The sequence below is a fragment of the Reichenbachiella sp. genome, from assembly GCF_965223055.1.
In the GTDB taxonomy this organism is placed as follows: Bacteria; Bacteroidota; Bacteroidia; order Cytophagales; family Cyclobacteriaceae; genus Reichenbachiella.
The window spans coordinates 791,078-805,582 of sequence record NZ_CBDCVM010000012.1; the positions used below are offsets into that span (position 1 = coordinate 791,078).

At 39.8% G+C, this 14,505-nt stretch carries 15 protein-coding genes; 1 reads left to right on the forward strand and 14 read right to left on the reverse strand.

Annotated features, from left to right (window positions below; genetic code table 11):
* Window positions 1-3: 3 nt before the first annotated feature.
* Window positions 4-1,437, reverse strand: coding sequence for a YfcC family protein (locus ACOQO5_RS18820; RefSeq protein ID WP_420583235.1), 1,434 nt, complete (start codon window positions 1,435-1,437; stop codon window positions 4-6).
* Window positions 1,438-1,519: 82 nt separating this feature from the next.
* On the reverse strand, window positions 1,520-3,916 hold the full coding sequence (locus tag ACOQO5_RS18825) for a mechanosensitive ion channel family protein (protein WP_420583236.1): 2,397 nt from the start codon (window positions 3,914-3,916) through the stop codon (window positions 1,520-1,522).
* Window positions 3,917-4,016: 100 nt separating this feature from the next.
* Between ACOQO5_RS18825 and ACOQO5_RS18830 the strand changes: the two genes are divergently transcribed.
* Window positions 4,017-4,295 carry a GNAT family N-acetyltransferase gene (locus ACOQO5_RS18830; RefSeq protein ID WP_420583237.1) on the forward strand — a complete coding sequence of 93 codons (279 nt, stop codon included), beginning with the start codon at window positions 4,017-4,019 and terminating at the stop codon, window positions 4,293-4,295.
* A 35-nt stretch (window positions 4,296-4,330) separates the two neighbouring features.
* Here the strand turns inward: ACOQO5_RS18830 and ACOQO5_RS18835 are convergent, their stop codons facing one another.
* The 12 genes from ACOQO5_RS18835 to ACOQO5_RS18890 all read right to left on the reverse strand — a co-directional run bounded on the left by ACOQO5_RS18835 (window position 4,331) and on the right by ACOQO5_RS18890 (window position 14,309).
* Entirely contained in the window at window positions 4,331-6,958 is a 2,628-nt protein-coding gene (locus ACOQO5_RS18835) for an ABC transporter permease (protein WP_420583238.1), read from the reverse strand.
* Window positions 6,955-7,278 (reverse strand): PadR family transcriptional regulator, encoded by a 324-nt coding sequence (locus ACOQO5_RS18840; protein WP_420583239.1) that lies wholly within the window; start codon window positions 7,276-7,278, stop codon window positions 6,955-6,957. The genes ACOQO5_RS18835 and ACOQO5_RS18840 overlap by 4 nt, the downstream gene beginning before the upstream one ends.
* A 120-nt stretch (window positions 7,279-7,398) precedes the next feature.
* Complete coding sequence (locus ACOQO5_RS18845; protein ID WP_420583240.1) at window positions 7,399-7,893, reverse strand: GNAT family N-acetyltransferase; 495 nt, start codon at window positions 7,891-7,893, stop codon at window positions 7,399-7,401.
* The gene (locus ACOQO5_RS18850) at window positions 7,890-8,219 is read right to left on the reverse strand and encodes a hypothetical protein (RefSeq protein WP_420583241.1); all 330 of its coding nucleotides are present in this window, start codon (window positions 8,217-8,219) and stop codon (window positions 7,890-7,892) included. Before ACOQO5_RS18850 ends, ACOQO5_RS18845 begins: the two co-directional genes overlap by 4 nt.
* A gap of 64 nt (window positions 8,220-8,283) precedes the next feature.
* Window positions 8,284-8,778 carry a GNAT family N-acetyltransferase gene (locus ACOQO5_RS18855; RefSeq protein ID WP_420583242.1) on the reverse strand — a complete coding sequence of 165 codons (495 nt, stop codon included), beginning with the start codon at window positions 8,776-8,778 and terminating at the stop codon, window positions 8,284-8,286.
* A gap of 14 nt (window positions 8,779-8,792) precedes the next feature.
* Entirely contained in the window at window positions 8,793-9,113 is a 321-nt protein-coding gene (locus tag ACOQO5_RS18860) for a hypothetical protein (protein WP_420583243.1), read from the reverse strand.
* A gap of 110 nt (window positions 9,114-9,223) precedes the next feature.
* Window positions 9,224-9,664 (reverse strand): PaaI family thioesterase, encoded by a 441-nt coding sequence (locus ACOQO5_RS18865; RefSeq protein ID WP_420583244.1) that lies wholly within the window; start codon window positions 9,662-9,664, stop codon window positions 9,224-9,226.
* 18 nt (window positions 9,665-9,682) lie between these two features.
* Window positions 9,683-10,555 carry a sterol desaturase family protein gene (locus tag ACOQO5_RS18870; RefSeq protein ID WP_420583245.1) on the reverse strand — a complete coding sequence of 291 codons (873 nt, stop codon included), beginning with the start codon at window positions 10,553-10,555 and terminating at the stop codon, window positions 9,683-9,685.
* 159 nt (window positions 10,556-10,714) lie between these two features.
* Window positions 10,715-11,794 carry a glycosyl hydrolase 53 family protein gene (locus ACOQO5_RS18875; protein ID WP_420583246.1) on the reverse strand — a complete coding sequence of 360 codons (1,080 nt, stop codon included), beginning with the start codon at window positions 11,792-11,794 and terminating at the stop codon, window positions 10,715-10,717.
* Between the two features lie 263 nt (window positions 11,795-12,057).
* A complete protein-coding gene (locus ACOQO5_RS18880; protein WP_420583247.1) occupies window positions 12,058-12,645 on the reverse strand; it encodes a hypothetical protein in 588 nt (195 codons plus the stop codon).
* 54 nt (window positions 12,646-12,699) lie between these two features.
* On the reverse strand, window positions 12,700-13,461 hold the full coding sequence (locus ACOQO5_RS18885) for a DUF6090 family protein (protein ID WP_420583248.1): 762 nt from the start codon (window positions 13,459-13,461) through the stop codon (window positions 12,700-12,702).
* Between the two features lie 389 nt (window positions 13,462-13,850).
* Window positions 13,851-14,309 carry a transposase gene (locus tag ACOQO5_RS18890; protein ID WP_420583249.1) on the reverse strand — a complete coding sequence of 153 codons (459 nt, stop codon included), beginning with the start codon at window positions 14,307-14,309 and terminating at the stop codon, window positions 13,851-13,853.
* Window positions 14,310-14,505: the final 196 nt, after the last annotated feature.

The following is a 14,505-nucleotide window of genomic DNA, read 5'->3' on the forward strand; positions in this document are numbered from 1 at the left end:
CGATTAATATTCAATCCATACCGCTATGGCTAGGAATATGGCAGAAATAGCCATAAGCCAACCAAACAGTGGTAATATAAATTTCAACCAATCCTTATAAGGAATGCCTGCTATGCCAAGCATAGCCATCAATATACCAGAAGTAGGTATGATGGAATTGGCGAAGCCATCCCCACAAGTGAAGGCGAAAATCGCGGTATTTCGAGTAATGCCAAGCAAGTCTGCTAATGGCACCATGATGGGAATAGTAGTGGCTGCCTGGCCTGAACCTGATGGAATGAAGAAATTGAGTATCGTTTGAAAAATGAGCATGCCTTCTGCGGCAACAATCTTTGGAAGGTACTGCAAAGTACTGGAGGAGTAATAAATAACCGAATCCATGATTTGTCCCTCCACCAGAGCAACTTGAATGCCCTTGGCAAAACCAATAACCAGAGCGCCTACTAACATTTCTTCCATGCCAAGAATAAATGCCTTTGTCGCTTCATTCAGAGATAGTCTGCCAATGATGGCTGCAACCATACCGATAAGTAAAAAACCTGCACCCATTTCTGCCATCCACCAGCCTTGAGTTTGTACGGCCCATAGGATACTTACAAAAAGAATGGCACTCACTACCACGATCTGTATGTGTTTGCTGGTGAGATCAAACTGAGCTAAGGAGTCATCCTCTTTATAGACGTTGTCAGGTTCGAGGTAAGAATTAGAAAAATCTTCTTTTAGTTTTTTGCCATATCTCAGCATGTAGATGATGGCTGCGATGAGTATCACTACATAAAAAATCAAGCGAAATCCCATGCCACTTCCCAGTGGTACTTCTGCGATGCCTTGAGCGATTTGAACATTGAATGGATTGGTGGTGGCAGAAGCGAATCCAATTTCAGCAGATACAAAAACCAGTGCTAATCCATACAATTTATCGTACCCTAGCTTGTGAGAAACATATAAGAAAACGGGCACCAGTGGGATAAATTCTTCGCCCATACCTAATGTTGAGCCGGCTGCAGATATGGCTATCATGAGCACCACAGTGAGGGCAGTGCCAGAGTTGCTAAATTTATTGATCAGCGCCTGAATGACAGCCGTGATGGTTCCTGTCCGTTTGATCATGCCAAAGGCACCGCCAATCAAAAAGACAAAAAAGATGATATCCGCGCTTTCTTCAAGGCCTTTAGGAATGGCCTTCAAAAAACCAAAAAAACTGACTGGCGTGGCTTTGCCTTCCACTTCATCTCCTACGAATATGCCTTTGAAAGAATAATGCTTTGGGATTTCCCGAAAGGAATTAGGAACTACTACAGTTCGGGTCATTTGCCCAACTTGGACTTCTTTTCGCTCATAGCTGCCTGAGGTAATAATATAGCTAAAGATACTCGCTACTAGAATGATGATAGTCAATAGAGCGAATACGTGAGGAATTTTGATTTTGCTGAGCATAACGTGGGGTTAATAATCCGCCAAATTACAAGGAATCATGCGAAACTTAAAGCAATTGTTAATTACAATGCTGCATGCTTATTTACTTGCCCAATAATTCTACTTTTCGCTGAGCTGAAACAGTTACTTTGTGTTTTTTGAGGTTTTCGATGATTCGGATGTTTACCTCGTTTTTCACTCTTAAAATATCGTTGGACACCCAATAGAGAATGTAGAATTGATAAGACTGTTCTATTACCCCCTCAAAATAGGCTTTGCACATAGGAAGCTTCATCACTCCTTCTATTTCTGCCAAGGCTTCTTCCATCCACTCGATTACATTTTCTGGATTAGCCTTAGTGTCGGTTTGAATGACTAGTTTTATTCTTCTACGTTTATCAGATAGTGTCCAATTGATAACGTTGCTAGAGATGAGAGATGAGTTGGGAACGATCAATTCGGCACCATCATATTGACGAATATTACTGGCACGAATGCCTATCGCAGTTACTTCACCTTCTATGGTGTCTACTGTTACAATGTCTCCTATGGTGATCGGCCTCTCAAATACGAGTATCAATCCAGAAATAAAATTCCCTACAATATTTTGTAAGCCGAACCCAATACCTACGCCGAGTGCTCCAGCTAGCAGTCCCAAATTTTCTAAATCAAATCCCAAACTACTTAAGGCCATGAAGAATCCAAGAAACATAACGGCATAATTGGTAAGGGAACCAACAGCCATTGAAACACCCCTGGGCAAGTTAAAGCGGTCGAGAAATTCTACCTGAAGTAGTACTTTGGTGAAATTGGCAACCAGCCAGGAAATGAAAAGAATGATACCAAAACTGATCACCCCACCAACGGAGATGCTAATAGTTCCTACAGTGACTCCCCAATTCCAAATCTCATAATATAGCTCAATAATAGGATTGAAAATCATGGTGACATTGGCTGTATAATAGAACCAAATGACCAGATAGAAGATTTTCAAGCTAATTTTTATTGTACGAAAAGTTTGGTCCTTGTAACGTTCCAAAACTTTAGATTTCTGAGCAACATTTGTATTGAGAAACAGAAGTACTAAAGTTTTGAGACTGACATAAAAGGCACCGAGTAGTAAGGCTAAAATGGTAGAAGTAAGTAAACCTTCTGTGATTAATGTAGATATATAAATGTACCCTACAATGTTGGAGAGAATAGAAACGAGCATCCCCAATAAAAACAGTGGTGAAACGAAGAGCAATACGCGATACCAAATGTCATTGGCCTCATCTTGTCTTTCTTCTCGTGTGATTTTTTTTAAAAGCCAATAAAAGTAAAAGGCCATGGCACCTGAAATCATGAGCATCAGGAATCGATTGCTGTAGTCAGAAAGGATAAGTACCCGACTGCTATCGACCAAAATAAACATGCAGGCAAGATAGATGATGGTCCATTTCAGTTTCTTTATGATGATGTTTGTTGTCACCAGCATGAAGGGAATAAGAAAAAGAAGACTCATAACTATATCCAAATAGAGCGGTCTGTTTTGCAGGATGATCAGGCTGGCCATCATGGTAAAAAGCATGGCTGCTCCAACTGGACGGTCGAGTATTTTTTCTCCCAAAGGTAGTTCGGCGAGGTCTTTGGCTTTGAGTTCGGTGAGTTTACTACGCATCCAATAAATAATGCTTAAAAAGACCATGAAAATGACAAGTAATACTACTATTTTGGAGGCATTGAGTTGAATGTAACTTGTTGATTCCTCCATGGCAATGGGTATCCAGAGCTTATTGTTGGCGAGTGTTCTGTTATAAACGGTGCTATCAAACACGGAATTCCATATGGGTAAATGGCGTTCCGACAATAATGTGCTGAACTGAGTTTTGAGCACTTCATCCAGATTGTTCGCATAGTTGTTGGCATCGAGTTTTAAATCTAAGATCTGGTTTTGCACATTGATCGCCAGAAGCAGGCTATCGCTCATAGTTTTTTTCAGGCTCTTGATTTGATCGACAGAAAAGAAAATCCGATCAAATAACTCATCAGGAATTTCTTCTTTGTCGGCATAGGCTTCTCTAGTTTTTTCCCAGAGAACTTCCTGTTTTGCTAGTTCTTGAAAAATCTCATCAATCCTTTCCGTATGTCCTTTGATGGTCATTTCTGGTACGGTCGCTCTTGCAATGAGTCGATCCCATTTTTTAACAAAGCCTTCTACATATCGATAAGGCAGGTTTTCCTCCATGATATGATTTGTAATGGAGGTGATGTTGTCTAGTTCTTTTTGAAGCGTATCTGCTTGTTGTTTGACTAGAGAAATGGTAGGTTTAGCGATGGCCACTTTGTATTCACTTTCTATTCGCTTGACTAGTGCTTCGGCCTGGGATGAGACTTCTGGAATGGCAATCGGCTGTATTTCTTCTTTTACTACTTCTTCAGACTGCGTTTGGTTGTCTTGAGCCACTACAACCAAAGAGGTAAATAATAAAGCAAGGAAAGTGAGTTTGAAAATTTTCATGAGCATATGGAATAGACTCTAAAGATATGGCAACGACATATAAATCACAACGACTACTATTGAGTGAGCTTTCAACGCTGAAAAAACTTAAATTGAGATTATGAATATTGAACAGTTTGATAGAGATAACAAAGGATTCTTTAAAGCCATCGAGGACGAAAAAGAAGCCGGTCGGATGTCATATTCCTGGGCAGGAGATGATAGAATAATTATTGATCACACAGAAGTCAATCCCGAGTTTAAAGGTAAAGGGGTAGGGAAGCAGTTGGTTTTAGAAGCTGTTGATTTTGCCAGAGTTAAAAAGATTAGCATCATTCCGCTATGCACTTTTGCCAGGAGTGTGTTTGATCGCGATGAAAGCTTAAGAGATGTGCTTTGAAAAGTTTTAGTCAAAGCACATCTCTGTTCTAATTATCATTCATATCTAAGGTTCTTTGCTGGATTTGAATGAGCTACTTTTGAAGTTTGCCAATAGATAGTCGCAAAGCCCACTAAGAACAAAAATACCATACTCAAAAGCACTTCTATGATTCCAAGTCCATTCCCATAAGGCAGAACGAAATATAAGAAGAGCTTTTCATAGAAAAGATAGGAAAATGGAACTGCGATCGCTGAGGAAATCAGAATCAGTTTTATGAAGTCTTTGGTGAGTAGGTAGTACAAGTTTTTGCTACTTGCTCCCATGATTTTTCGAATGGCTATTTCTTTGGTTCTGTTTTCAGTGGTATAGGAGACCATGCCCAGTAAGCCCAAACATGATATACTAATGGCAAATGTGCTCAAAAAAGTAAAAAACTTGATTTGTACCGTTAAGAAGTAATAGGCCCGTTCGATTTCATCATCCAGGAATGAAGATTCGAACTTTGCTTTTTGATCTATGCTAATCCAGATTTCGTCTAACTCTTCAATGGTGCTCTTGATGTCCGAAGAATTTAACATTAGTAAAGCATAGTTGCTTTCATCCAAGGAGTGTCTGAGCACTAAAGGATGAATCATTTTATCTAAAGGTTCGAAGTTAAAATCCTCTAAAACCCCAACAATTTTGCAATTAGAGCCATCTTCCAAGGTGAAGGTCAGTGAATCCTTTTCGAAGTTGAAAACAGCAGCGGATTTCATAAAAGTTTCATTGACAACAACCAGTTCTTCGTTTTTGGTAGATCTATTGAGGTTGTTACTATTTTCCCAAGCGAGTTTAATATCTAGATTTTCAATGAAATTATCCCCAATAAAAATTTGTTTAACATCTATTGTGTCTTGTCCGTTTGGTGTTGCTTCTGTCATTGTTGGCAATGGAACACCAGGCAAGTTTGAGGCTGTGGTAATGGATTTCACATCTGGGTGATTGCTTAGTTCGTTGATCGCAAGCTGTTTGTCCATATCATGAAATTCAACAGCCAATGTATTATCAGATTCGAAACCATGGTTAGTATTTAGTACATAAACGTATTCTTTAGTGAGCGCACCGACGCCAATTATGAAAACAAGGGACATGAAAAATTGGAATACAAAAAGTCCTTTCTTGATATGAGAGATGTTCGCAGTTTGGTGTAGTGATCCTCCTTTAAGTGTATAAATTGGGTTTAACCTAGAAAAATACGCGGCAGGGAACAAGCCGGCAAGAATCCCAATGATCACAGCAAAGAGGATGAAGGTACCAATTAGCGTAAAGCCAATAGACGTATCCATCACCGCTGAGGCTCTTAAAAGGTCTAGAAATTCTCTTTGAAGGTGAGTAAAAATGAAAAAGGATGCAAGAAGGGAGATCACAGAAAGTACTACGGTTTCTATGATAAACTGCAGCTTAATCTGCCTTTTTTCAGCCCCAACTACCTTGCGAATACCTATTTCCTTACCTCGTTTGAGTGCTCTGGCAATAGAGAGATTAGTATAATTGAAAACTGCTGGGAGAAGAATAAGAAGTCCGATGGACATGAAAAAACTTAATGTGGCCTTATCCCAGCTAATGCCTAGTTCATTGCTGGTATTCCAACGTGGTACAACATCCTGTAGAACTACCGACTCGAATTTAATTGTATGCTCTGGTTGGAATTCTGAAGCAATTTCAGCGGTTTGTGTCAAAGATTCAGTCAAGGTATTTTGAGTAGTTTCTGGCTTTAGGAGTACATAGACATAGTTGTCACGGAAGTTTCCCCAATCATTTTTAGGGTTTGTGGTCGTTTCAAGCTCAGCGAAAGTATCATAGGAAGCAAGTACATCGAAGAGTAAATGGGTCTGCTTAAGGTCTTCCATGACACCAGTAACTATGAACGAACCCATTTCTGTTTCTACTTCCTGACCAATCGGGTCAATGTCTCTATAGAGTTTCTCAGCCACTGATTTTGTAAGTACTATACTGAAAGGTTTGGCTAATGCGGTTTGCGGGTTTCCGCTGATCATTTGAAAACTAAACGCATCGAAAAATGCTTCATTGGAGTAATACCCACGAAAATTCATTTTGCTGCCTTGATGCGTGATTTCAGGATTGAATCCATTTTTAATTTTAACAACCCTTTCGATAAAGGGGTGTTTTTCTTTGAGGAGATCGCCTACTGCGTAAAAAGTGGAAGCGAAAGTTTTGGTGTTTTTTCCATCGTCGATAAATGTATTTATTTGATAGATTCGATCCTTTTTTGCTTGCAAATCATCCGATTTGTAAACCGCTACAGTGATGGAAAGTACCAGTAAACTGATGGACATGCCTAGGGCTAGCCCAATAATATTGATTGAAGTAAAAAATTTGTGTTTTGAGAAATTTCTAAAAGCTATTTTGAAATAATTTTTGACCATTGCTATTGAGTTTGAGTGATAATAATTTGAGTAGGAAGCTGATCTTTTTCGTTTGCTTAGGGCATAGGATAAAATCAATGACAGCACATCCTTAAAGTATAAGTATTGCGCTTTGAGTTTGCCTTTTTCTTCCAGGTTATAGATATAATATTCGTCCAGATCCCCAATGAGATCTTCGATATAAGCATTCTTTGCCCACCACAAGAAGAGTTTCTTTATCCAAAGTGGAGGTGATGGGTCTGTAGGGCGATTCATACTGATAATTTGATTTTAGAATTAGCCCATAATTGATCACGAAGAGACTTCATTTCAGTCAGACTCGATTTAGCCAGACTGGTCAACTCGAAGTAGCGTTTTTTTCTGCCACCTCTTGCTTTCGTAGGTTCACCGAGATAAGAAGTAACGAATCCTTTTTCCTCTAATCTGGTGAGCGTAGAGTGCATTGCACCCATGCTTAGATTTCTTTTGGCTCGCTCGTTGATATCTCTAATCAGGGCTAGTCCGTAGGCTTCCTCACCTAGGTTAGCGATGGTAAGCAAGACCAGTTCTTCGAATTCTCCTAAATACCCTTTCATATATGTTTCTATTTTTGAGATAATACTAACGGCAATGATAGAGTATATGTTTCTATTTTTGAGAAAAAATACATAAATAGAAAGAAAAATACCGAAGATTGGAGTGTAAAGCCGCCTCAGTTAGAGTTTTCTATACATAATATAGGTATCTACCAATCCAAGTGCTGCGTGCCGAAAACCATTCGGGGTGGTTCCAATAATTTCGAAACCAAACTTCTTCCAAAGTTCGACCGCTGCTTGATTCGTGCTGACTACTATGTTGAACTGGATCGCATGATAACCTGCTTCTTTGGCGTATTCCAACGAATGCTCGCATAGGAGCTTTCCGATACCCTTGCCTTGTGCATTTGGGTGGATCATGAAAGAGCCATTAGCGATGTGACTCCCTTGCCCGGGATGATTGGGTTTGATGATATAGGTGCCCAGTACTTTGCCGTCCTCTTCTGCCACAAAAGTGTCCATGTAATCGGCAAACCATAACTTCTGTAGGTCTTCCACAGGTGTTTCCGGGTCAAATACATAGGTGTCTCCAGTTTTTATCACAGCGGAAAAGATATCCCAAACGGCATCGTAGTCACGGAGATTAGCTTTTCGGATCTTCACTGATTGGCTCACGTATATTGGTCTGATAGTACAGCAGCCACTTCTGTTTCCAAATTTTTCCATTGCTTATGAAAAATGATTTCAAACAGGTACATAAAGCCCTCAATCATTAATAGGCTTGATAAGATGGAAGCAAAAACAGAGGGCAATGAACCTTCGATTATTAGTTCTTGGTTTCGCCTGGTAATTTGTACGCCTACTAAGGGTGATTTTCTTACCAGGATAGTTTTGTAGCAATCGAATCCAAACAGTTTTGCTGAGCCCTTAGGTAGTTTGGAGTTCAACAGTCGGGCAATTTCTTTAGACTTGGGCGAGGGTGTACTTGTTCTGATTTTCATATATACCTTGTCTTTTAGAGTAAGCTAATCCTACAAGATAATGAAAATTGGAGAGATGAGGCGGCTATTTATAGCGATATACCTCGTGAGGACCGAAATCCAGCAAATCTATAGTTCCATCTAAGTGAGCTCCTAAAGCAAGCGCTAAATTTATGGACGGTTCGTTTTTCGAATCGATATAGCTGACCAATGAGTTCAGTTTCAACTCCTCCAATGCAAATTTTTTCACTGCCAGACCAGCTTCCTTTGCATATCCTTTGCCTTGCGCCTCCGGAAGGAGCCAATACCCTAATTCAGGTTCAGGCCATGGGTCAGAATTCCACAAGCCTACCGTGCCAATGAGCTGATGAGAGTCCATAGTCTCAAGCGCCAAGTAAGAATAACCATGTAAAAGGTAATGCCCGATGTATGTAGCCATAAGCCGCCACGCCTCTTCTGGAGGTTTAATGCCGCCTACAAAATGTGCATTTTCTTCTTTAGCATAAAAATCAGCAAGGGCTGGATAATCCGATTTTAGCCATTGTCTGAAAACAAGCCTTTCGGTTTCAAGCCCAATCATGATACTTGAATTATTTAGGCTGCCTTTTTCTTGGCTTCTTTCTCCGCTTGCTTCTTGGCTTTGGCTGCGGCTTTAGCTTCTTCTTTAGCTTTTTTGGCAGCTATTTTTGCATCAATCTTCGCTTGCTTCTCAGCCTTCTTTTTGGCGATCTCTGCTTCCTTCTTTGCACGCTTTTCAGCTAAAATGGCTTGTCGCTTTTGCTCTTCTTTCACTTCCTCAGCAAGCTTTAAAGTGTTGTAAAGCTCGATTTGATTTTCCTTTGAGATTTTAGCGATGTACTCTTCCGGCTCTTTTTCGAATAGACCTTTGAAGAAATTGCCAATTGATTTGAACATATAAATAATATCTGGTTAATTGATTGGCAATGATAATTCGCTCGAACTAATAAATGAAAGTTTGATTGAAATTTCTCCAGTCAATTCCGTGGCGACTAAATGTACATGCTTCACAACTTGTATCCAATCTCTTCGCTGAGCGTAATTTTGCTTTTGGCAAAATGCCCTGTACCAAAGGCAATTTCCTTTCCGGCCTCATTAATCATCGATGATTCTGCAATAAATAAATTTCTGGAAACAAACCTAACTTTGCCTATTGCCGTGATTTTTCCTGTGCTGACAGGTCGCACAATGTTGGTGGTGAAAGAAGTGGTCAGTATAAATACGTCTTCCACGATAGAGTTGACTGCAAAGAAGGCGGCATCATCGAGCAGTTTGAAATAGACCGAACCATGAATAGCACCTAGCGCATGAAAATATTTCTCGGCAACTGTTAAAGTGATAGTGGCTTTTTTGTGTTCGATATTGCATTCTGTGGTGTCGAATATTTGAGTATTCACTTTAGAGCTCAAATACATATTGCTCAGTTTTTCGAAATGCTCGGTATTCATGGTCCTTATTCTTTAGTATTAATCCGTATTATTCCTAAACCCGTAAGTATTTTGACCCAGGAAATCTTGGGGGAATTGATCATCACCTTCAAAGCCTAACTCGATAGTGCCGCTGTCCTCAGGGATGTAATTGGTTTTGAATAGATAATCCCACAAGCTGAGGCTAATGCCAAAGTTGACCCCTGCTTTGCCCTCTGGAAGGGTGTAGGCATGATGGTAGAGATGCATCACCGGATTGTTGAAAATGTACTTGAACGGTCCCCAGGTGATTTTTACATTCGAATGGTTGAGATGGCCGATGGTGATGGCTGCAAAATGCACGATGTAGGCTTGTTCAGGTTCAAAACCTCCCAAGATCATCACCCCGAAGGTTTTGAGCGGCTTATACAGAATGTTTTCCATCCAGTGGTAGCGCAAATGTGCGGCGAAGCCCATTACCTTCACGCTGTGGTGCACTTTGTGAAACTGCCACAAAACCGGCCATCGGTGCAGCAGTACGTGGGTAAACCACTGCACAAAATCCAGAACGATAAAAAACACCAACAACTGAGCCCACAAAGCCCAATTCGTAATATCGATAATTGCCAGGCTTTTGGAGGAAATGCCCAGGTCAGCGAAAATCAGAGTGAGCATTTTGTAGAATCCACTGATAGCAATGGAAAAGATGAAAAAGTTGAAAAACATATAAAACGCATCCAGCCAAAAGTCCTTTCGGATGATGGGCTGATTCTTTCGCCAGGGAAATACAATCTCCAATCCCCACACCACCAATGAAATCACAATCAATCCCCAAAAGTAGTTGGTGTACCAGGGCACTTCGAAGAGGATGGACTTCCAGGTCCAATCTACTGTGCCTACAAAGGCATTGGTGAATGAGTCGAAATACTTCATAGATTCAAATCTACGTCATTTGTGAGAAGTGGTTTGAGTGTCCAGCCAAAAGCGAATACACATATTCACGCTGGTTGTAAACCCTCATAGATTTCTCACCTGATTTGACATGATAAAAATTGCACAGTTTCGCTTTTATTCCAACATTGATTAGTGGTTTCAATGCTGCAAGCTATTCGTCCAAATGGAAAATGCAGGCCTTTCTGTTCCTGTTTCACTTAATAGTCCGGTGTCTCTCCAGACCTGTCCTAAATCTTTTACTTCTTCGGGGAAAGTTTCCCAAAGCGCATCAAAGTCTCTATGTGCCCACCAGATTATGAATTCGTAATCGCGGGTATGCGCATTCTCAATCAAAGTTTCAAGGTATTCTTTTTGTCCGTTTTCAGTTCCTTCGATTGACACCTTTAGGTTAGGAATGACTAAGTCCTCAGCCAGGTGTGCAGTTTCGACGAAAGCAATCGGCAGGTCAGTAAGCTCATGTAAAAAGTCTAAGGCTCCCTGAAAATCTGCTTTTGAACTGAGGTTTTTGAGGAAAGGATAAAAGCTAATCGCTACAAAATCATTTTGATTGATTTGGCTAGAAATTTCGTCAATATAGGCTTGAGGGTTTGAAACGTCCTCTTTGTATAAATTGTGTAGAGAAATTGATTCTGAAATTTTTAAATCAGGATATGACTGCTTTATTCTTGTTTTTACGTCATGAATTAATTTCTTGTACGAATCCCACTTCTCCGGAGACTTTAACCTTAATTCGTTGACTTCAATGGCTATAACAAGGTAGTCTGGACTAAATGCATTCACCAGATAACTAACGTGTTTAAAATATGCATCTTTAATATGATTGTCATCCAGATGAGTGTATTCAGGTGTGGTGCCATCAAAATCCAAGGCAAGTTCATCTCTATTTAAGCTTAACAGGCTAACGGAAAGTAATAATTGTTTGTCTGGAATTTTCATGTTTGCCCTTCCGGTGATTTCATTAGTGAAAGCCACAGGGAGTGCTGAATCATTGATCCATGCGTTCCAGGGAATACTGTTATCTATATGCTCGGTATAGATGTCTCCATTGTTTGCGATAAAGGAGTATGTATCGATGACATCTTCTAAGTTTGGTCCATAGCTCCATGTAGTGAATCCCAGCTTAAAATTCCTATTTGTTTCGGTTGCTGCATTTGGTTCGTCCTTATTGCATTGACAAAAAAGGAGCACAACTAATATGGCTGACAATTTACTTTTCATTTTTGGTAGGATTGGTTAATGATCAGATATTCCTTAAAAGGTAGAAAGGTAGCGAAATCCCGTCATATCTCACGCGGCGTTTAAAACAACACCTGAGAATTATTGCTCTATGCCTGTTGGAGTTCATTTATGCAATAAGTTGCAACGATCAGCCATGATGAGTAGAGTAGGGATTGGTCCCTATAGCTACCAAGAGTAGTTACGCTTTAGTATCTTTTTTACGACACAAAATAAAGGTGTCGTTTAAACCACACATGGAAGGGCTATTCAGGTTTTGAGAACTCGATGAGTTCCTCTACGTAGTTAAAATCACCTTGAGTCTGGGTTAGTTTAATGAAGGTTTTTACAGCAGGAGCGTACAACCAAACTTCCTTTTCATCTGCGCTATATCCTCTGGAGTTTGAAATTTTGCCAGTGTATCGGATGGTATACGCCATGAAAGTCCCAGCCTCTACTGTTTCTTCCTGGTAAGACAAAACTTCTGCATCCTGACTTTGATTGCCTGTGGTTCCGTCTTGACTTGTCCAGCTATTCTCATATTTCCACTTTTTCCCAACTTCCAGGGGCCAGGCATACTTGGGTGTCTCACTCTCTTCGGGTTTCACAATATCTGAAACCGGTATGGTGTCCTTCTCCACTGTCATACCTAAAACTCCATCAACATTGATTATCTCTCTTGTGTCTGTGCCATCCGAGCGCACTTCTCCCGCTGTAGTTACACCTTTGTATTTCCAAACCCATTTCTCGCCAACCCGATAATCAGCCAAAGTAGGTTGATTGGAGACATCAGCTGGAGTGCAATATGAGCATATGGCTAATAATGTAATAAATGATAGGGTTTGGATATTCATTTCAAGATTTTTAGTTGGGCTTTCGTTATTTTTCTTGCAAAGAACTTTAGTATATCAATTACAGTTTTCAACTAATAACCCAGTCAATACTATTGCATCAGCTTTGATGTCTTTAAGAAGCTGTTTTTCGCGAGAATTTATAATTACAGCAAAAAGCATTACATCCATAATCTTTACAAAAAACTCGTTCTTCGGATTTTGTTGCCATTGCCTACTGGATAATAATCCTTGCAATTCTTCATCAAATATGTTTTGATATTCTGGTATTTCTTGAATTCCAAAATCAGAATAATTTTCAATTTCAAGAAATTTATCATAATGCCCTTTTTCATTTACAGCAATAATTTGTAATGCATTCTCTTGTTCTGTGTAGTGGCTTAAAATTCTGTTTTTCAACGTTTGATTTCTAAGTGTTTCAAGTTTTCCAGACGACGTAATATCTATAATAGCTGGTTTGGTTGGAATGAATTTATAATGCCTAAACGTCGGTATAAAGTATTTAAAAATATCTTGTTTATCATTTGGGGTTTTCAAAAGGGCTTTCAAAAACCGTTCTGTGTTTTCCAAACGTGTATCTAAGGTGACCAATGAGCTATCAATATTTTGGATATCTACCTGTAAATCTTCAGCAATTTTGCAGTAGTAGGTTTTTTCTTGCCGTGCTGATTTTTGGCTCTCATTCCAGTTGTTGATTTGCAGTGCTATTAGAATTCCAATAACCACAAGTATTATTTCTCCAATAGCATATTTCAAATACTTTCCTGTATTTCCTTCTGAAAGTAGATTTTGGCGAATTTTTCTAAAGAATTTTATCATTGGTTATTTTTAATGAAGTACAACGTCATGGTAGGCTGTGTGCCCAACCACGAAAAGTTTTGTAATACCTCGAATCTAGCTGATCCGCTCCACACAGTCAAGGTTTGTCTGGTAGTTCAGTCTCATCAGGAATGTATCGGTTGCAGAATGGGATTCCTCGGAATTGCATTGCTTCCAGAGCGGAACAGCGTTCTGCTAGCAGAGAATTATCGGACCCCCTTCTGGTCGTAGCGTCTCCGCGACCCGGTCCGCTAAGACCTAAAACAATGAGAGCGTCCGCTCGATCACAAATAATACAACTTAATGTCACTGTTTTCACCAGCATATTGTCTGGCACTGCTCCACACCCAATCTTCAGCTTTAAACACGAATCCTGCTTCTACTGGATTTCAATGAATATAATTTAATCGTTGATCTATCATTCGATTTGTAGATAATTCGATCGGATCAATGTGCTGCCGAACCGTCGGACCGTGCCACGGTTGAAAATCAGCATTTCTTCTATTCTTCTTGCCAGCTCGTTCAAACATCCATAGCAACCATTCCCGACGGCTTTCCAAATTTTCCTTATTGACTAATTCTTTCCTCAAAGCGCTTGAAGTATGACTTTTAAAATCCCTAATTACATCAGATAATTCCCCTTCGCTCACACTTAGAATTATATGAATATGACTGGTCATAATGCAATAAGCGTGGACTTTCAAATACTTGTTTGCTTGACAATACTGCAAACTGGATTGTATGATCAGTTTGAATTTATCTCTGATAAATAAGTCTATCCAATTTACTACGGTTAATGTGAGACTATATATGGACAACTGGTCTCGTATAGCATATTTTCTACCCATTGATTAGATTAGGTTTATGGTTTAGTGAGAGGTGCTATTATAATCAATCGGGCGGACGCTCTTATCCATAAATGGTCCTAGGACCGCTTCGCTTAACCTACGACCAGAGGGTTCGGTTACAAGATAGCCAAATCTCTGATTTGCACTATCCCTTTTTATTTCCATAGCGTTAATCTGAGATATGGCGGGGCTTCCA